The 17,166-nt window shown below is 67.8% G+C and carries 17 protein-coding genes and 1 pseudogene; 4 read left to right on the top strand and 14 right to left on the bottom strand.

Going from position 1 to position 17,166, the window contains the following annotated elements; genetic code table 11:
* Positions 1 to 552 precede the first annotated feature (552 nt).
* The gene (locus tag AC07A4_RS39680) at positions 553 to 3,135 is read right to left on the bottom strand and encodes a BTAD domain-containing putative transcriptional regulator (RefSeq protein ID WP_478609016.1); all 2,583 of its coding nucleotides are present in this window, start codon (positions 3,133 to 3,135) and stop codon (positions 553 to 555) included.
* 72 nt (positions 3,136 to 3,207) lie between these two features.
* Entirely contained in the window at positions 3,208 to 3,648 is a 441-nt protein-coding gene (locus tag AC07A4_RS39675) for a pilus assembly protein TadG-related protein (protein WP_478609013.1), read from the bottom strand.
* Between the two features lie 194 nt (positions 3,649 to 3,842).
* Here AC07A4_RS39675 and AC07A4_RS39670 point away from each other — a divergent pair, with 194 nt between their 5' ends.
* On the top strand, positions 3,843 to 4,178 hold the full coding sequence (locus tag AC07A4_RS39670; RefSeq protein WP_478609010.1) for a hypothetical protein: 336 nt from the start codon (positions 3,843 to 3,845) through the stop codon (positions 4,176 to 4,178).
* 20 nt (positions 4,179 to 4,198) lie between these two features.
* Here the strand turns inward: AC07A4_RS39670 and AC07A4_RS39665 are convergent, their stop codons facing one another.
* The 10 genes from AC07A4_RS39665 to AC07A4_RS39620 all read right to left on the bottom strand — a co-directional run bounded on the left by AC07A4_RS39665 (position 4,199) and on the right by AC07A4_RS39620 (position 11,572).
* Positions 4,199 to 4,672: a TadE/TadG family type IV pilus assembly protein gene (locus AC07A4_RS39665; RefSeq protein ID WP_478609008.1), complete on the bottom strand. Its 474-nt coding sequence runs from the start codon at positions 4,670 to 4,672 to the stop codon at positions 4,199 to 4,201.
* Positions 4,669 to 5,025 (bottom strand): pilus assembly protein, encoded by a 357-nt coding sequence (locus AC07A4_RS39660; RefSeq protein ID WP_478609139.1) that lies wholly within the window; start codon positions 5,023 to 5,025, stop codon positions 4,669 to 4,671. The genes AC07A4_RS39665 and AC07A4_RS39660 overlap by 4 nt, the downstream gene beginning before the upstream one ends.
* A 44-nt stretch (positions 5,026 to 5,069) precedes the next feature.
* Positions 5,070 to 5,264 (bottom strand): hypothetical protein, encoded by a 195-nt coding sequence (locus AC07A4_RS39655; protein WP_478609147.1) that lies wholly within the window; start codon positions 5,262 to 5,264, stop codon positions 5,070 to 5,072.
* 30 nt (positions 5,265 to 5,294) lie between these two features.
* Positions 5,295 to 6,188: a type II secretion system F family protein gene (locus AC07A4_RS39650; protein WP_478609006.1), complete on the bottom strand. Its 894-nt coding sequence runs from the start codon at positions 6,186 to 6,188 to the stop codon at positions 5,295 to 5,297.
* On the bottom strand, positions 6,185 to 6,883 hold the full coding sequence (locus AC07A4_RS39645; protein WP_478609003.1) for a type II secretion system F family protein: 699 nt from the start codon (positions 6,881 to 6,883) through the stop codon (positions 6,185 to 6,187). Before AC07A4_RS39645 ends, AC07A4_RS39650 begins: the two co-directional genes overlap by 4 nt.
* Positions 6,884 to 7,095: 212 nt before the next feature.
* The gene (locus AC07A4_RS39640) at positions 7,096 to 8,457 is read right to left on the bottom strand and encodes a CpaF family protein (RefSeq protein ID WP_478609002.1); all 1,362 of its coding nucleotides are present in this window, start codon (positions 8,455 to 8,457) and stop codon (positions 7,096 to 7,098) included.
* A gap of 110 nt (positions 8,458 to 8,567) precedes the next feature.
* A complete protein-coding gene (locus AC07A4_RS39635; RefSeq protein ID WP_478609000.1) occupies positions 8,568 to 9,407 on the bottom strand; it encodes a MinD/ParA family ATP-binding protein in 840 nt (279 codons plus the stop codon).
* Positions 9,404 to 9,991: a hypothetical protein gene (locus AC07A4_RS39630; protein ID WP_478608998.1), complete on the bottom strand. Its 588-nt coding sequence runs from the start codon at positions 9,989 to 9,991 to the stop codon at positions 9,404 to 9,406. The genes AC07A4_RS39635 and AC07A4_RS39630 overlap by 4 nt, the downstream gene beginning before the upstream one ends.
* Before the next feature lie 154 nt (positions 9,992 to 10,145).
* Entirely contained in the window at positions 10,146 to 10,823 is a 678-nt protein-coding gene (locus AC07A4_RS39625) for a hypothetical protein (RefSeq protein ID WP_478608995.1), read from the bottom strand.
* Between the two features lie 374 nt (positions 10,824 to 11,197).
* Positions 11,198 to 11,572: a hypothetical protein gene (locus tag AC07A4_RS39620; RefSeq protein WP_478608992.1), complete on the bottom strand. Its 375-nt coding sequence runs from the start codon at positions 11,570 to 11,572 to the stop codon at positions 11,198 to 11,200.
* Positions 11,573 to 12,509: 937 nt separating this feature from the next.
* On the opposite strand from AC07A4_RS39620, the gene AC07A4_RS39615 reads away from it, so the two are divergent.
* The 3 genes from AC07A4_RS39615 to AC07A4_RS39605 all read left to right on the top strand — a co-directional run bounded on the left by AC07A4_RS39615 (position 12,510) and on the right by AC07A4_RS39605 (position 15,576).
* Positions 12,510 to 13,430 carry a hypothetical protein gene (locus tag AC07A4_RS39615; RefSeq protein ID WP_478608989.1) on the top strand — a complete coding sequence of 307 codons (921 nt, stop codon included), beginning with the start codon at positions 12,510 to 12,512 and terminating at the stop codon, positions 13,428 to 13,430.
* Between the two features lie 41 nt (positions 13,431 to 13,471).
* Positions 13,472 to 15,001 carry an amino acid permease gene (locus AC07A4_RS39610; protein WP_478608987.1) on the top strand — a complete coding sequence of 510 codons (1,530 nt, stop codon included), beginning with the start codon at positions 13,472 to 13,474 and terminating at the stop codon, positions 14,999 to 15,001.
* A gap of 167 nt (positions 15,002 to 15,168) precedes the next feature.
* Positions 15,169 to 15,576: a hypothetical protein gene (locus tag AC07A4_RS39605; RefSeq protein ID WP_478608985.1), complete on the top strand. Its 408-nt coding sequence runs from the start codon at positions 15,169 to 15,171 to the stop codon at positions 15,574 to 15,576.
* On the opposite strand, the gene AC07A4_RS39600 is transcribed toward AC07A4_RS39605, so the two are convergent.
* Positions 15,557 to 16,389 (bottom strand): IS5 family transposase gene (locus AC07A4_RS39600; protein ID WP_478608982.1). Its coding sequence is split into 2 segments (ribosomal slippage): positions 15,557 to 16,069 and positions 16,072 to 16,389, totalling 831 coding nucleotides; the frame shifts between segments, so codons are not numbered across the junction. The two genes, AC07A4_RS39605 and AC07A4_RS39600, sit on opposite strands and share 20 nt — an antisense overlap.
* Before the next feature lie 227 nt (positions 16,390 to 16,616).
* Positions 16,617 to 17,070, bottom strand: a pseudogene (locus AC07A4_RS39595) (DUF5655 domain-containing protein); the annotation flags it as partial.
* Between the last annotated feature and the right edge of the window lie 96 nt (positions 17,071 to 17,166).

The raw sequence follows: 17,166 nt of genomic DNA, 5'->3' as shown, positions 1-17,166 counted from the left end.
GGATGATTATTTAGCGAGCGACCCCTCTGAGCTCTGGGGATGGCCCCGCCGTCTCACCTCTCGCCTGCCAGCGTTCCGACGCCCAACTCAATCAGGGCTGTCACCGACCGATGAACGGTACCTGCAACGCATCCATGACTTTCTACGCCTATTGAACGGTGAGTGGTACTGGGACGTCTTAGTGGCTCTCAATGGCGGACCGCTCCAATACACAGACCTGTTGAACACGATGCGCGCGCGGACCCCTACCAACAACTGGCCGGGGCGTAACCACCGTTACCTTCGCGAGGGGACCCTGTGCCGAACTCTGCATCACCTCACCCAGAGGGAGCTCATCGAGCGTGAACGGGAACGCCGCTTCCCCTTCATCACGACGTACTGGCTGGCGCCGCCAGCCCGAGAGCTGTTGACTGCCATGGTGCCTGCCGCCGAGTGGGCGGAGGCACAATCGGCGCTCGTAGTCCGTGCTCAGCAACGATGCAGGACGCCGGAGCGATAGAGCCGCCTTCGTCTTTGCGCCTATCGCCTATCAGCCTCGGGCCAGCAATGATGCTAATTCGTTCGAGATAGCAGGTTCGCGAAGTACGCCAGCGTCTCAGGGCTTGGGATCTGATCCAACTCGACTAGCGCTCGCTTGAGTAAGTCAAGCGTCCGCGGAACTGCGCCGAGCTCCTCAAGCTGTACTTGCATGCGTGCAATGTCCCGATAGATGGCTTCGTTGTACCGGTCCCGCTCTCGGGCTCTCTCCAGCAAGCCAAGAGCCCGACGAGGATCGACGTCACAAAGTGCGTGAACTAGCTCGCCGACGGAGTCCAGATATTCGCGGCGCATTTCTTCACGCGGCGCTTCAGTCCATTCCTCTGTGATGTCGTCTGCGAGGTCTCCGCCGTAGAGATCCACCGCACGGTGCAGCGCTGCGAGACGTTCACCCTCACGCTCTCCGCTGCTACGTGCAGCACTCATCGCCTCTCGGAACTCCCACAGGTCGACGCTGACCTGATTCTCATCCAACCCGTACCGCATGCTGTCATGCCAAGTAATATCGCTGAGGCCACTGTTCGTGCTCGTGCGCACGGTGCGGCGGAGCAAACTCAAGGTCGCGTGGAAGCTGTTGGATGGGCGAGCGCGTGGCGCCCCCGGCCAGATGGCCTCGATCAACGTTTCGCGACGCACACCATCCCGATGTAGGGCCAGGTAGGCCAGAACCTCACGTTGCTTCGGAGAAAATGCATCGGATACATCGGTTTCGGAACTCCGTGGAAGGTAGTAAGAACACCGCAGGCGGCCCAATACACGGATCCTCATGGGCCTTTTGAGATCCTGGCGCGATCGTCTCGAGTGCGATACTTCCTCACCTCCTCCCCTCTCTGGGGCAGACAGCTGGTATCGCGATGTCTCGGCTCCTTGGGTCTCCTCCTGGGGTTTTGGGTCGTCGGACGCCGCTTCACTGAGCAGTTCGAGGAGGGCCTCGGCCGGCTCGGGCGGTAGCGTGAACAGCCGAGCTCCTGAGAAGCTCTCCGCGTGGGAGGGGCTGGTGGCCGAGACGGTGCCGTCCTGCCTCACTCGAAGGATTCCGCCCGCACGCCACTGGCCGATCAGTACCCCGGCCATGCCGAGAGTCGAGCCACTGTCGAGGATCGACTGGAGGCGTCGTTCTTCCAGACGTGCGGCGACAGCGATGAGCACGAGCTCCGGAGTCTTTTCGGCTGCGGCGTCCGTGGTGTCGTCGGTGAGTGATCGTGTTCGAGAGAGGAGCTCGGCTTCCAGCACCCGCAGGGCCTCGTCTGGGTCGACGACAACACACAGACCAGGCAGGGACAGCCCGCCGAGATCGTCCCTTCCCAGAAGGTCTCGGGCATCGGGCGCCGGCACGATGAGCTCGACGCCCGGTCCTTCTCCGCTCTGCTGCCCGGACAGCAGGCTGATCAGCATGGCGCGCGCTGCCTCCAGCGCTCCCGGCCCGATGAGGCCGAGCCCGCGGCTCCGGGCCAGGTCCCAGGCGAGGGCTCGCCCGTCTCTGATCCCGTGGGCGCGAGCCTTAGACGGGACGTTCGATGATGGAGCGGGCGCCTGCTGCTCGCTGTTCGTCCGTGCTGACGTGGAGGTAGGGCTCGAAGTCTCCGAGGCCTCGGGCGAATCGTGGTCCGGCTGGGTGGTCTGTGAGGTCTGACCGTGCGCTTGACGCAGCGCTCGGACCACGGGGGCGATGTGGAGGTCGTCTCGTGTGCCGCTGCCCGGCACGTAGCGAATCCGTCGACGACGGCGCACGACGAAGAGCGTGGCAGCCGCCATAGCAGTTACCCCAGCCCCGATGAAGACGCCGTCAGGTAAGTCAATGCCTCCGTCGGCAGAGGGCGTCGTTGTGGAAGACGCGGGTGGAGGCGGGGCATCCGTCGTACCGGGGCCAGCGGATGGGGAGGGCTTCATCGAAGGTGCCGGTACCTCACCAGACCCGTGGTCCTCATCTCCCGGGTCCGGTCGCGCGGCTGGTAAGCGGAGGACCCAGCCGGGCTGGATGAGGTGAGGGTGGATGAGGGAGCGGCCGTCTGGTTGGGGGCGGCCTCGGTTGAGGGCGTAGATCTCGGGCCATCGGTCACCGTTGCCCAGACGGCGCTCGGCGATGCGCCAGAGGCTGTCGTACACGCCATCGCGCGGAGGGCGGACGACAACAGTCTCCGGCTCGCCGTCCAGCGAGCGCGCGCCACCGACGACGGTCTCCTCGGCCGGTGAGGGCGAGCGCACGTCACCGACGGGCATGCTGATGACCGCTGGGCGCCGGTACGAGGTGGCGGTCAGCTGTGGGTCCCGGTAGGGCAACAGGGCCAGGACGACGGCTCCAACCAGGACCGCGACCATGCCGTGTACGGGTCCCTGGGCGGGGCGGTGTGGCGACCACGCGAACCCTCGCGCGGCTTCGCCCGCCGTGCGGAGGACGTCGACGACGAAGCACGACCACGTCATCCACAGGAAGCACGCCAGCGTGTTCAGCAGGAATGCCGTGCTCATCGGAGAGGTGAGCACGGTCGTGATCTCCTCGCCGGTGGGCAGGTGGTCCGGCAGCGGCCAGCCGACGTACCGCCACAGCCCCCAGGGAATGCCGCCGAGTAGCAGCACCAGGAGGACTCCCGCCAGCATGCCGCGTATCAACGGCGCCGCAGGATGCATCCGCCAGTGGGGAACGCAGCGTACGGACATGGCAGCACCGGCCTACCGGTCTGGGCCCTCGAAGTCACGGACGGGATGGGCGGTCCCGGTCGCGGTGACCGTAAGGGTGTCCACGCCAAGCAGACCGAGGAACCGCGTACGCTGGCGTGCGGTGACCGTCACGGTGACCGTGGTCGGCGTGGTCTTTACCACCCCGGTGTCGCCAGTGGCAGCCAAGTAATCGTGGGCACGGCGGTGGGCTTCGCCCGGGAGCAGACGCACGGAGCCGTCGTTCCGGTAGGCAGCGAGGTCGATGGCCTGGGCGCCCGAGCGGGCCGCTTCCTGTGCCTCGCCGATGGCGCGGACCTTGGCGGCCAGAGCGAGACCGCCGTCAACGACGAGGCCGGTGAACATCACCACGGCCGCCGTGATGAGGACGACGAAGACGGTGACTTGCCCGTCGTCGCGCCCCATACGAGCGCGTTGGGGACCCAGGTACGTCACGCGGCCTCCCCTTCTTGATCCGTCGCCGCTGCTGGAAAGGCCGCAGGTTCGGTCGCGGAAAAGCCAAGCGCCTGCACGACATGTTCGGCCTGTCCATCAACGCCAGCCTTCGCTACATGGACGTTGTCGACCACCCCGGATTCAGTGACGCCACCCCGCCGGCATGACTCACCGCCATCACGGACAATGACGTCATGACGCGTTGGTTTCGCAGCTACTGGGCCGAGGAAGACACCTGGTTCTACTTCGAGGCCGACGCCGACGGTTGGGTCACCCGCCAGGTTGAACTCCAAGGACCGCTCCAGCAGCCCGTCGCCGCTGCCTCGTTGACCGAATGGCAAGTCGCCCAGCAGGCCGGAGCCCTCGCAGCGTACGAGGCAACGTTCAGCGCCACGGCGGAGGTGCCCGTCCACGAATGGGACGCCCACGATCCGCAGAACCTCACCGCCGGAGAGTTCGAGAACGTCTGGCGCACCGCACGAGCAACCTGCCAGGCAAGAGCGCGAGCGCGCTCGACGCGCGGGGCATGAACCCAAGTGCCCACGCGCGCTCACTGCTCGGCCCTCATACCTCGGTTCGTACTCCACAGCACTGCAGAATTCGCGAACCCAAGAGTTCTGCTGCGGAAGGTGTCGACCGGCGCCGCGAAGTCCGCCGCGAGCGTCTGAGTGCCCGGCACGTGCAGGAGCGCCAGGTCGTGAAGGTCGACGCGGCAGGTGACCGTGACGGTGATGGTGCCGCCGGGCTGCACGCTGCCGCTCGTGTCGACGGTGAGGGACCGACAGGTGATACCTGCCTCGCGCAGCACCAAGGACGCGGTAATGCGGGCGTGCGCGTTGGCAGCGCCAGCCGTCCGCTGCAGGCTCGCGGCGCGGGCCGCCTGGTGGGCGGCGTCCTCGACACGCAACCGAGAATCAGTCATGCGGCCGCAGAAGACCAGAAACCATAGCATCAGTACTAATAACGGGATGATGAGCACGAGTTCGACCGTTGCCGAACCGGCATCGGACCATGCGCGCTTCACGGCGGAGTCACCCCGGGAGTGAAGGCCTCGATCGGGCCGACAGCGCGTGCCCGCACCGGCAGGTGCAGGAAGGGCAGGACGCTGCTGGCGGTCCCCCTGACTCGTACCTCAGCGCGGTCGGCACCACGGTCCACCAGGACTCGGGTGCCCTGCAGCGAGCCGCGGCCCAGTTGGTCCAGGACGCGGTCCGCCTCTCTGTGTCCGGCGGCCACGCTGCCGTTGTGGACGCGGGTGGCCGCCAGGGCGTGGGAGGCGGTGGCGTGGGCGATGTGGTCGGCGTGGAGGTACAGGGCGGTCTGGGCGAGGAGGAGGACGACTGTGAGGACCAGCGGCATGACGAACACCATCTCCAGGGTGACGGTGCCGCCCTCGTCGTACAGTCGTCGCGGAAGCCCTCTCAGCGGAAGCGGACGCTGCGCGCCGCGGCCAGGATGTCCGGGCCGAACAACCCCGTCACCGCCAAGGCGAGGGTGGCGGCGAAGGCGATCCAGATGACGTGTTCGGTGGTCATCCCGCGGTCGTCCCGGGCCCAGGCTCGCAAGGCCTTGCCGAGCTGGTGCCGCCGGGTCCACGAGGAAGGGTGCAGGAGCACGGCTGGTCTCCTTTCGGTGTCGTCGCGGCGTCATAGCGAGTCGGTGATCTGGGTGAGTGCCGGATAGAAGACGAAGAGGACGAAGCCGAAGGCCATGAGCATCCCTGGCAGGGCCATCCGCTCGGTGGCCGCGTTGGCCCGTCCTTCGGCCACCGCGCCATCCTGGCCGCGCATGGCAACGGCCTTTGCTGCCAGCGATGCGCGGATCTTCGAACCCTCTGTACCAGCGAGGGAGAGCGTGGCGGCGAGCTCCGTCAGCTCGCTGATCGCCAGGTCCTCCCCGAGCTGACGCAAGGTGCTCCAGGGGGTGCTGCGCGTCAGGCGTGCGGTGTTAAGCGCGCGCCTCAGCTGCCGGAACGCCCACCCCTGACCGGCGTCGGCGGCGTCGTGCAGGGCGGCGTCGACGCCCGCGCCTCCGGCGAGCAGGATGTGGATCAAGTTCAGGTAGGAGCTGAGGGCATGCCGGAAGGCGGCGCGACGGCGGTGGGCCTCCGCTCGTACGGACAGATCGGGGAGCAAGAAGCCGCCTACGGCGAGGCCAAGAGCGGCTCCCGTTGGAAGGTGCCATGGCAGTGGCTGGCCGCCGATGGCCAGCGCCAGCTCGATCATCAACGGCAGGAACAGGCCGGTGATGGTGAGGGCGGCCTTCTCCGCGAGGTGGTGGTCGGCCGATCGTTCGGTGATGACCAGGTCCTTCTCGATGCCGCGTTGTGGAAGTCCGAGCATGCACAGCAGCGCGGTGAACGGAGCTCCCATACGAACGGCCCATCCCCCGTCGTGAGCGTCAAGGAGGGGGCGCGGTTTCGGTTCCGCGTGCAGCCGGGCAAGCAGCTCAGCCAGCGGAGGGTGCGGCGGAACGAGCCAGACCACGAGGGCCCACAGTCCTAGACCGGTGCCGGCGCCCAACAACACGGGAACGATCACGAGGGCACCTCCTGCCCTGTCGCCTTGGAAGCCCTATGTGTGCTCGTCAAGGTGTCGGCGGAACGCAGGAAGCGCTCGGGGCCCTCGATGCGGACGAGTCTGCGTAGCCACTGGAAGGCAAGGGCAAACAGCACGCCAATGACCAGCAGAACGAGCTGGCCGACGAGGGAGTCGTACGGGTCTAAGAACTCAGGGTTGAGTAGGACGAGGCCGCCTGCGAAGGACAGTGTGGTGGTGACGACGACACGCACCGTCGTCCGCGTACGAGCCCGGGCGGCGTCCACGCGCTGGTGCATGGCGGTTTGGGCTCGCGCCATAGCGGCGAGCTCGCCCAGGAGCGGGGCGAGCTGCCGGGCCGGGTGCTGAGCCGACAGGATCAGCGCGACCAGGACAAGGTCCGCGGTCGGGTCGTCCAGTTCGTCGGCCAGTTGCCGCAGGGCGGGGGCGAGGCGCTCGCCGCGTTCAAGGCGGACGGACAGTTCCATCACCTGGGGGCGTACGGCCTGGGGCGCGGCGCGCGCGGTGGACATGACCGCCTGCTCAAGACCCGCGGCCGCGGCGAGAGTGTCCCGGAGCATCTCGCTCCACCCGGCGATCCCCTCTATCCGGGCGAGCCGCTGCCGGTCCGCCGTCCCGATGCCGAGCAACCCCGGCAGACTCCAGACCGCCAGGGCGGCGAGCAAACCCCCGACCACCCATCCGGTAAACGCCCCGGCGAGCAGGCCCGAAGCAAGCGAAGCCGTCAGCCAGTGCCTCGCGTGCGCTCGCCGCCGAGCTGTCCATCGGTCCCGGTCGGGCGACGACGGGACAAGAGGCTCTGAGCGCCCGCGCCATCCGCGTATCACAAGCACCACACCGGCACCGACGCCCAGGCCACACAGGGCTGACAGCTGTACGTAGGCGTTCATCACGGCCACCCCTGATCGGCCTGCCGCGGGTCAGTACGTCCCTGGCGCCCCGGATCGAAACCCGCAGCCACCAGGTCATCCAGGGTCTCGGCGCGCAGCGGCACACCAGGCACCGCGCGCAGCTCCGCCCCGGGCCGGTACACCTCGTTGGAGACGATCTGCGGCCCGTCGGCGTCGATCACCTCGCGTACGGAGGACACCACGCGCTGGCCGGACTCGCCCGGCGGCCGCTGCAGGTGAACGACGAAGTCCAGGGCGGAAGCGACGAGGAGGTTGGTGGCCTCCAAGGGGAGGTGTTCGGGCCCTTGGACGGCGTACGCGGCGAGCCGAGTGAACGCCCCGCGACTGGTGGAGGCGTGCAGGGTGGCCATGGACCCGTCGTTGCCCTGGCTCATGGCGTTGCACATCGGGATCACTTCGGGACCCCGGACTTCGCCGACGATGACCCGGTCGGGAGACATACGCAGCGCCCACCGCACCAACTCAGCCTGGCTGATGGCTCCCTGACCCTCAATATTGGCCTCGCGGGCCTGCATCGCGATGATGTCTGGGTGCGCCTCTCCATCGGCATCCAGACTGAGCTCGAAGACGTCCTCGATGGTGATCAGGCGTTCCCAGGGCGGAATTTCCGCAGCGAGGGCGCGCAGCAAGGTGGTCTTGCCGATCGTGGTGCCGCCGGTGACCAGGACGTTCTTCCGGGCTCGGACCATCGCGCCAAGGAAGGCTTCCAGCTCGCGGTCGACGGTGCCAACGCGGCGCAGTTCGGCGAGGGATACGGTCTTGTACCGGTGCCTCCGGATGGACACCGATGGCCTGGCAGTGACCGCCATGACCGCGAACACCCTCTCACCACCGGGAAGGTGGAAGCTGACGCCTGGGCTTCCGCGGTCGAAACGGCGTTCCTCCACGCCCGAGCGGGCAGCGAGGTCTCTGATGAGCTGGACCAGTTCTGCGTCCGAGCCCACGACGGACGGCATTTGCTCACGGCGGCCGTCCGAATAGCGTACGAAGACCCGATCACCGTTGATGTTGATGTTCTCGACGTCTGGGTTGCGGAGCAGCGGTTCCAGACCGGCGAGGCCGAAGACCTCGTTAAGGACGGCAGTGATAGCCTGCTGTTCCACATCGGATGCTACGACGCGCTCGCCACCCGCGAGCTGGTTGCGTGCGTGCTCCTCGGCGGCATCGGCAAGGATCGTCTCCGCCTCAGCGCGTCGCCCAGCCTCGGCCCCTTGGGGACGCCCGGCTGCCTCATCGACACGGAAGCGCTCGGCCAGCCGCGCCGACAGCTCACGGCGTAGGTGCTGCCGCAACCGCTCGCCCTCGGCGCTCTCGTACGGCCCCACCGTCAGGCCCGGCACATCGGATGGGCCACGGACGCCCGCCCCCAAACTACGTCCGAGTACTCCGTTGCGGTCCTGATGCGAAGGAGCGGCCCCGGCAGGCAACGAGCCCCGGTCCGTCGGCCTGGTCATCCCACATCTCCGTTCCCAGTCGGGCCGGGACTATCAGGCCCACCTCCGCTTGCCGAAATGCTGAAGTGAAGTGCAGGAGCGGCGAGTTCACCGGATGAGACCGCCCCCTTGGAGAGCTCGGTCGCGTCATCAGCGACCTGCACTGCCAGCACCGCGAATGCCTTCCCCAGCACCGACCGCTCGGGAGCCGAACGCCGCCCGCCGACTCCCCGGAACGCCGCCGCACCCCGGGGATCTTCGGGGAGCCGAGCCATCACCTCGATGCCTAGCTCACGGGCCACCTCGTCCGACCTGTAGCCGTCGCCCACGAGTACGAAGCACGGTCTCCGTGGCCAGTGCTCCACGGCCTCCACCGCCGTCGCCACGTGCGCGAGGGCGTCGTCCCGGGCGCGGGCGAGCAGTAGTACGACGTCGGCTTGGTGGAGCACCGGGACCGTCGGCGCGTCCGCGCCTACGCGGCCGCAGTCCGCAATGACCACGGCCCCGGCCCGGTCTGCCGCCTTCCGCAACACGGTCGCCCCGTCGCGGCCGAGCTGCTCCACCGCCGCGCGCGCCTGCTCCGCGCCCGGCGGCCCGCCCACTACGGGCAGTCCGCCCGGGAGCTTCTGCGCGTGCTGCCACACGAGGCTGGGCTGCGAAGCCCGCCGGGCGGCGGCCGTCAGGCTCACGAGGCCCGGAGAGAGCGCGAGCCGGTAGCGAGCTATCAGATCTCCGCCTGCCGGGTCGCACTCCACGACCACTGTTCGCTGCCCGGACGGCCAGGCACCCCCGAGCCCTAGGGCTGTGGTCGTTACCCCGGGTGAGCCCTTCAGGCTGCACACCACGACCAACGTCATCGTCGGCCACCCCCATGCACCACCACGACACGCAGGGCACCCTCGGGGGCAGCGGCCAGCTCGCCGGCGTCCGCTTCCCCTAGCTGAAGGGTGATAACGGTCAGTTCCTCATCGCTGGCCCGGCGCACATCGACGACCACAGCCCGCCAGGACGAGGTGTTCGCGTCCTCTCCGGCGGGTGCCTCGCTGGCGTGACCCTCTCGCTCCGGCGTCCCTACGACGATGACGCGGTGCCCCGGCTGGAGCCCCGAGGGGAACTGCCCAGACTTCAGGCCTACCGCGGCGACGCCCTGCCCTGGTCGAGGAACCTCCGGGCTGCCCAACAAGCTCTCGGTCAACAGCGTCCCCGCAGGCAAGGTGTACGCCGCCGAGCGCCCTTCAACGGCCTTGCGGGAATCGGCCGATACGGTGTCGGCGCCGCTGTCCTTCGACAGGCTGACCTCGCGCAGATCGCGAGCGTGCAACTCCTGCCCCACGGCCACCGGGCGGGCCAGCTCCAGCACCGTCATCCGGTCCCCCAACTCCAAGGTGACAAACACTCCCCCTGTCGTGCAGCCGAGAACCAACAACACTCCGACCAGCAAGTACGGCACTCGACGCCGTCGAGGTGCACCGGCGACCCGCGACGGCGCCCGAGGCCTCTCGCCCCCCTTCTTCCAGCGGACCGCCGCACTTTCCTCGGTGCCGCTCCCGCCCCTGGTCCGTACCCGCGTGCTCATCAGTAGCAGCCTCCCCCGCCTACCGTCGGTCCTCGGTGTTCAGTGCCTGGCTCTCCGCCACCCGGAAATCGGCCTCCGAGGTCGTCGTCAGCCCCGGGAAGGTGCCGCTCTCTCCACCTCCGGACCAGGACACCGACCAGTGGACGGTCGCGGAGACCGGATACGCGCCGCCCGGTTGCCCGGCCGAGGAGGAGCGATAGGTGTGCCCGCAGTCAGGGGACGGCCGCTTCGGGTCCGTCGCTGCCGCGTAGGGAGTCCCCGGCCCCTTGCACGTCGCCGTGCTGCCGTCGCCGAGCTTCCACACGGCCTTCGTCGGTCGCGCCACCGCCGTCACCGACACGCCCGGCACCGCAGCGGTGGCCGACACCGCCCGCCAGCTCCCCCGGTCCAGCCACAGCCACGTCGGTAGATGCACCAGTTGCTCGTCCGGCGGGCTGGCCGAGATCTCCGCCGAAGTCAGCCGGAGTTGCTCGCGCGCTTGCTGCGCGAGCTGCCCCGGTGACGGAGCGGGAGCGGGCGCTTCCTCGCCACCTTCGCTCTGTGGTGCATCGGGCATCCAGATCGGCGGCCGGTAGAACGCGTCCCGTACGCCGTTGCCGGAGCACTTGTAGACGTACCAGGAACCCGGTTGCCCCGGCTTCGGATCAGCCACCTGCGACTGGCCGTTGGGGGTCGGCCGTCCGGCGAATACGGCCAACACAACGTCCGGATGCCCCGTTAGCACCGGCCGCTCACGAAACCCCGCACGAACCACCGGGGCGGGCGGCTCGTAATCGCTGCGCCTATAAGTGCACTTCGGGAGATTCGGATTCCGCCGCTGGCTATCTCTCCTGCCTTCTTCGCTGCCACCGCTGTCACCGTGCCGGGGTGGCAGCGCAGGCCCGCCATGTCGCGGAGTCGCCTCTCGGTCACCTGCGCCGCCACCACCCCCTTTCCCGGCACCCAGGTGGCACCCAGGGGCCGGGGCCTGCCCGCAGTCCAGGAAGTACCAGCCGTCATCGGCCACGGCCGGTACCGTGCTGATCCCCACGACTGCGGCAGCCAGCAGGGAGACGAGCGTCGTACGCCGCCTCAGCATGATCCGATTCCCTTCACGGCGAAGCGGATGACCTTCCAGGCGCCGTCGGCCTGCCGCTGCACCTCAGCAGTGATCGAGCGACGCCCGCCTGGCTTGTCGTTGACCAACTCCCCGCTGCGCTTGCGGTACTTCAGCCAGCGCGTCGAGTCACCACAGTCTTTGATCACCGCCGTGGTGGGGGCCGCAAGCGGTTCCAGCATGGTGACCTCAGGGCGGTTCTCCGGGCGTCCCTTGGTGATCAGACCGTTGTAGTGGTCGGCGTACAGACTCCGGGAGATCGCGCTCAGGGCGTCACCGGTGGCGTGCCTCGCTAGCTCCGGTGCCTTCCAGTCCGACGTTCTCCCAGCCTGCACCATGTCCTTCCACATGCCGAGGTACGCCGCAGTCGCCCGCGCTCGCAGCGCATCCGGCGCCGACGTCGAACGCGAGGCTTCGGACCGGTCCGAACGTGACGCGCTCTCACGCCCCGCGCCGGCGGAGCTCTCCCCCGCTGGATCACGGGTCCCGGAATCGCTGCACGCCGCCACGATCAGCAGCCCCGCGGCACAGGACCCCGCCCACGCCGCTGGCTGCCATCTGGTCAATCGTCGACTCGCATAGAGCGCCACGGCCACATCACCTCACGACCGCCGGAGACTGGCGCTGGCACACTCGTGCGCGCCAGCGCATCCATCCCTACCTCCTACTCCCGCACCTTTTGCAAGATGCGCGTGCGAACCATCTTCAGAGTGAGTACGGGGATTTGGAGAATCCTTTACTGATGCGCCCTCCACACTCCCGTCATGCCGCTGACTCCACCCACCTCCTTGCGACAGGCGCAGCCGACGCCTGAGCGACAGCCGCAGCGGGCGTCACCACGCGCCCGAACACCCAGAGAAGTAGAGGAAGCAGCGTCGGCCCGACGCAGCCACTCACCCCGACCAAGCCACTGGATCATGGGTGTGACCTGGGAATTAAGAGGAAATCGGCACACTTGCGCTCACCACCCGGGTGAATTCCCGCCCCAGAACCTCGTACTCACTTTGAAGTTGGTTCGAGCACGCATCTTGCGACCATGAGGAAGAGGGGGACTACTGATGGTTGCGCCGGTGCTTGCATGTGCGCCGGGCAAGGTTCACAACCGCCCCCGATTGCGGTGGCAGGCATCGCGATAGCAATGTCCGCCACCGCGCCCAGGGGCAGCGCACTGTGTCCACACCTCAAGCTCCCTGCTCCGGGGGCCTGGCCGAAGTTGGGCCCGACTCCCCTGCGGCGAAGCCAGGCATCCCGGAGCAGGGACCCCACTCACCCGCAAGAAGCCGCCTCATGTCCACCATGCTTGATTCGCACCCGGCGAGAGACGACACAGCACTGCGGCACGTCCTTGAGGACGCTGCGATGGGCCGGTGGGAGGGGCCGCGCGACATGCTCACCGCCACCGGGCCTGACTGGGACCGGAGGATCTTCCGTCTCCAAGTGCTCGCCGAGGCGGGAGCACGGCTGCGGTTCGCCGATACCTGGGCCGAGGCGGAGCCCCACTCCCCCCACGCCCTGGCCCTGCTCGCCAACGTGCTGGCCCTACGCGCGATGATCGCAGGCCACGACGGTCGGACCCAGATGGAGGAGGCCTGGGCCGCGTGTCTGATGGCGCTGGATATCTGGCCGCAGGACGTGGCACCCCTGGTCGTCATGCTCGCATTGCTGCGCACCCACAGCCCCGACCGCAGCACGCTCTGCCAGGTGTGGGAAGAGATCAAGCAGCGCGATCCGTGGAACCGCGAGGCGCACCACGAGGTCGTCACCTATCTTTTCCCCCGCCACCACGGCAAGCCAGGCGAGGCGATGTGGTGGGCCGAGGAACAGGTCGCTATGGCCCCCAGGGGCGTGCCGATCGCGGTCCTTCCTCTGGTGGTGCTTGCCGAAATCCACCACTGCCGACAGCAGCAGAACCAGGACTCCTACGGGCTGATGATCCATCCCTGGGTCGACTGCCCACAGATCGACCAAGCGATGGAGCGCTGGTGGCACTACCGCGCGCCGCACCCGCACGCCTGCTTCGCCGACGACGCCAACTACCTCGCGCACGCCCTGTCGTTCGCCAATCGCCACGCGGAGGCGTCCGAGGTCTTCGACGCGATCGGCCCCTACGCCACGCGTGTCCCGTGGGCGTACTGCGGTGATGCCCGTCGGTTGTTCCTGCGGCACCGCGCCTGGGCCTACAGCCCGTCCCGGCGCCGCATCCCCTGACAGCCCAGCGTCTCCCTCTGGCAGAAAGGACGGAAAGGCCTGTGCCTCTCGATGTCTCCCGCGTCTCGGACGAGGAACGCCTCAAGCAGCTCGGCTACCGGCAGACCCTGTCCCGCTCCATGTCGGGACGGGCCAACTTCGGCGTCAGCTTCACGATCATCTCCATCCTGTCGGGCTGCATGACGCTCTACGGCTACGGCATGAACACCGGTGGCCCGGCCGTGATGATGTGGGGCTGGCTGTTCGTCGGGGTGATGACGCTGTTCGTCGGCCTGTCGATGGCCGAGGTCTGCTCCTCGTACCCCACCAGCGCGGGCCTGTACTTCTGGGCGCACCGCATGGCCCCCAGACGGTCGGCGGCGGCCTGGGCGTGGTTCACCGGCTGGTTCAACACCCTCGGCCAGGTCGCGGTCACCGCAGGCATCGACTTCGGCGCCGCCACCTTCCTCAACGCCCTCCTCGACCTCCAGTTCGGCTACACCGCCACGCCCGGCCACACCATCACGCTCTTCGGGATCATCCTGGTGCTGCACGGGGTGCTGAACACCTTCGGCGTGCGGATCGTCGCCTTCCTCAACGAGATCTCCATCTGGTGGCACATCCTCGGAGTCCTCGTCATCTGCGCCGCCCTGGTGCTCGTCCCTGACCACCATCAGTCCACCCGCTTCGTCTTCGGCGAGCTGGTCAACAACACCGGCTTCGCCTCCACCGCCTATGTGGTGTTGATCGGGCTGCTGATGGCGCAATACACCTTCACCGGCTACGACGCCTCCGCCCACATGACCGAGGAGACCATCGACGCGGCCACCGCCGGGCCCAAGGGCATCGTCCGCTCGATCCTCGTCTCCCTCGCGGCCGGATTCGTCCTCCTCTTCGGCTTCACTTACGCCATCCAGTCCTACGGCGGCGCCCTCGGATCCAGCACGGGGGTGCCCCCGGCGCAGATCCTCCTGGACGCCCTCGGCGCGGCGACGGGCAAGTGGCTCCTCGTGGTCATCATCATCGCCCAGCTCTTCTGCGGCATGGCCTCGGTGACCGCCAACTCCCGCATGATCTACGCCTTCTCCCGCGACGGCGCCCTGCCCTACTCCCGCATCTGGCACAAGCTCCACCCCGGCACCCGCACCCCCACCCACGCCGTCTGGCTCGCCACCAGCAGCGCCTTCATCCTCGGCCTGCCCTACCTGTGGAACAGCACCGCCTACGCGGCCGTCACCTCGATCGCGACCATCGGCCTGTACATCGCCTACGTTATTCCCACCTTCCTGCGACTACGCCAGGGCTACCGGTTCGAACGCGGCCCCTGGCACCTCGGCTCCTGGTCCACCATCGTCGGCACCATCGCCGTCATCTGGGTGCTTGCGATCACCGTGCTGTTCATGCTGCCGCAGAGCTCACCCATCACCGCCGAGACCTTCAACTACGCGCCCATCGCCGTCGGTGCCGTCATCGCCTTCTGCGGCACCTGGTGGCTGGCCTCGGCCCGCAAGTGGTTCCTCAACCCCACCCACCCCCGCAATATTGCCCGGCACCGTATACATGTCGTCGGACAGGAAGCGACCCGCTCCTAGCGTCCGTATCTGGATGCGCCGCGCCACCTGGCTGAACCAGTGCTAACCGCGACCAGCAAGCCGCCCGCCCCCCCACTGCCCACTGGCGGCCCCGGTGTCTCCGCGGGCTGGCCGCCAAGCGGGCGGCAGGGGCCACGTAGGGCAGGAAGAGCTGGCAGGGTTACTGCATGAGCATCATATTGATCCTCGCGCCTGTCCTGATTGGGCTCTGGTGTTACCCGTTTTTCGCCGGAAGATGGCGGCGCAGTCCCGTCTGGTTCGCCGTGACCGCCGTGTTCCTTCTGCTGGGGACTGGGGTCACCTACCTCATCGGCGCCTTGGCCGGTGGGCTGGACACGGAAGAGGAATGCCACAGTGCAGGCCAGGCCTTCGACTCGGCGTACCGCAGTGCGCACTTCCGTGAATTCGGGCAGTGGTACCCGTTGCGCGAAAAGTGCCACGCGGGTTACGACCTGGTCCCGGCCTGGGTGAACCCCACGCTGCTCGTCCTCCCCATCCTGGCCGTCCTCTGCCTGGCCTACACCGTACGACTGGCCGTCACGCATCGCCGTATGGCTATGCAGGAGAGTTCGTAGCGGGTCGTGAATTGGCCTTCTTGAAGCGCCTCCAGCAGATGAGGCTGCAGGCCACCGAGAGGAAGGCATCGTGTAGTTCGACGCGTCGCTCCCACCGGACGGCGAGGCGTTTGAACTGGTGGAGCAGGGCGAAGGTCTGCTCGACGACGTATCGAAGCTTGCCGAGGCCCTTGATGTTTGGGCAACCCTTGCGGGAGATCACCGGCAGGATCCGACGTCGGCGCAGTTCGTGGCGCACGCCCCGTGAGTCGTGCGCCTTGTCGCCGAGCATGGCATCGGGGCGCCTGCGGGGACGACCAGGGCGTCCGGCCACCGGCGGGATGCCGTCCACCAGGGCGAGGGTCTGAGTGATGTCGTTGACGTTCGCGGCGGTGGTGATGACACGGAGCGGGGTGCCGTTGCCGTCGCAGATCAGATGGTGTTTGCTGCCCGTCTTCCGCCGGTCGACCGGTGACGGACCGGTCGCGGGTCCCCCTTTTTCGCACGGATGTGGGAGCCGTCCACGCACGCGCGCGACCAGTCGAGTTCGCCGACCGAGTGCAGCTTCGCGAGCAGGATACGGTGCAGCCGGTCGAGGGCCCCGGCCTGCTGCCACCGGTCCAGTCGGCGCCAGCAGGTCTGTCCCGAGCCAAACCCCAGCTCCAGCGGCAGGAGTTGCCAGGCTATGTCGTTGACCAGGACATACAGCATGCCCTGCAGACACACCCGGTCGTTCACCGGCTTCGGCCCCGGCGACCGCTCAGGCCAAGGCGGCAGTATCGGCTCGATCAGCTCCCACGGTTCGTCATCCACGATCCACGGCCGAGTACTCATGCAGCCATCAACAGCCAGATCGTCACATCGGACACGCTCGACCAGCGCACCCGCTCAAGATCCTGTTACGAGCTCATAGCAGGAGATCCCCGGTTAGCGAAACCGGGGATCCTCCGCACCATTAGTGGTCCACCACCACATCCCAGCCCGTCACGTCGAAAGGCAGCACCACGACGACGACCCACAACTTCACACCACGCTCGGGCCAGCGCTCGGGCGGGAGGTCCTTATGCCGCGGCGTAGCTCAGGCGGAGGAGGTCCTGGGCGCGCTCCAGGTCCGGCTCCGTGCGCAGCTGCAGCTCCAGGTCGCCGGTGCCGTGGTGGCCGAGCCCTTTCACGTCCCGGGTGAACCCGGGAACAAGGTCGACGTCGTTCGGGTCGGCCTTGAGGTAGACGAGGATCTTGGTCTGCTGCGGCACGCACACGGTGGCGAAGTTCCGCAGTCGCCGGTAGGCGAGGTACTGCTTGCGCTGCACCCGGGTGACGCCGTCCCCGAGGCCGACCAGTACCTCGTCGACCGCGTCAGCCAGGTCAGCCATCGAACCAGCCTGCGCCGGGACCGGGACTCTCCCGGCCGCGCCGCGCCCGCCTGGCCTCGGCCGAGTGCCCCGTGACGGAGGCCACGGTCTCAAGGCCGAAGTGGTCGCTGCCGAAGTACCGGTAGCGGACCAGGTCGATCGAGCAATCCCACGAAGTTAAGGCCCCGATGACGATGTCAAGAGTTCGGTGAGCGGGATCTTGTAGGTGCATGGTGCAGTGCGGATGAGTCGGTTGTTG

This window comes from Streptomyces sp. NPDC043996 (assembly GCF_056435225.1).
Note: the sequence above shows the minus strand (reverse complement) of the source record. Positions and strands in the feature narration are given on the sequence as shown.

What these genes read in the sequence shown, in the direction of transcription:
- AC07A4_RS39680 (WP_478609016.1), bottom strand. Translation starts at nt 3,135, where the DNA reads ATGCTGGCGGGAGTCCTCCTGGTGCTGCTACTCGGCGGCATTCCCTGG.
- AC07A4_RS39670 (WP_478609010.1), top strand. Translation starts at nt 3,843, where the DNA reads ATGACGCGTTGGTTTCGCAGCTACTGGGCCGAGGAAGACACCTGGTTC.
- AC07A4_RS39635 (WP_478609000.1), bottom strand. Translation starts at nt 9,407, where the DNA reads ATGACGTTGGTCGTGGTGTGCAGCCTGAAGGGCTCACCCGGGGTAACG.
- AC07A4_RS39620 (WP_478608992.1), bottom strand. Translation starts at nt 11,572, where the DNA reads ATGTGGAAGGACATGGTGCAGGCTGGGAGAACGTCGGACTGGAAGGCA.
- AC07A4_RS39615 (WP_478608989.1), top strand. Translation starts at nt 12,510, where the DNA reads ATGTCCACCATGCTTGATTCGCACCCGGCGAGAGACGACACAGCACTG.
- AC07A4_RS39605 (WP_478608985.1), top strand. Translation starts at nt 15,169, where the DNA reads ATGAGCATCATATTGATCCTCGCGCCTGTCCTGATTGGGCTCTGGTGT.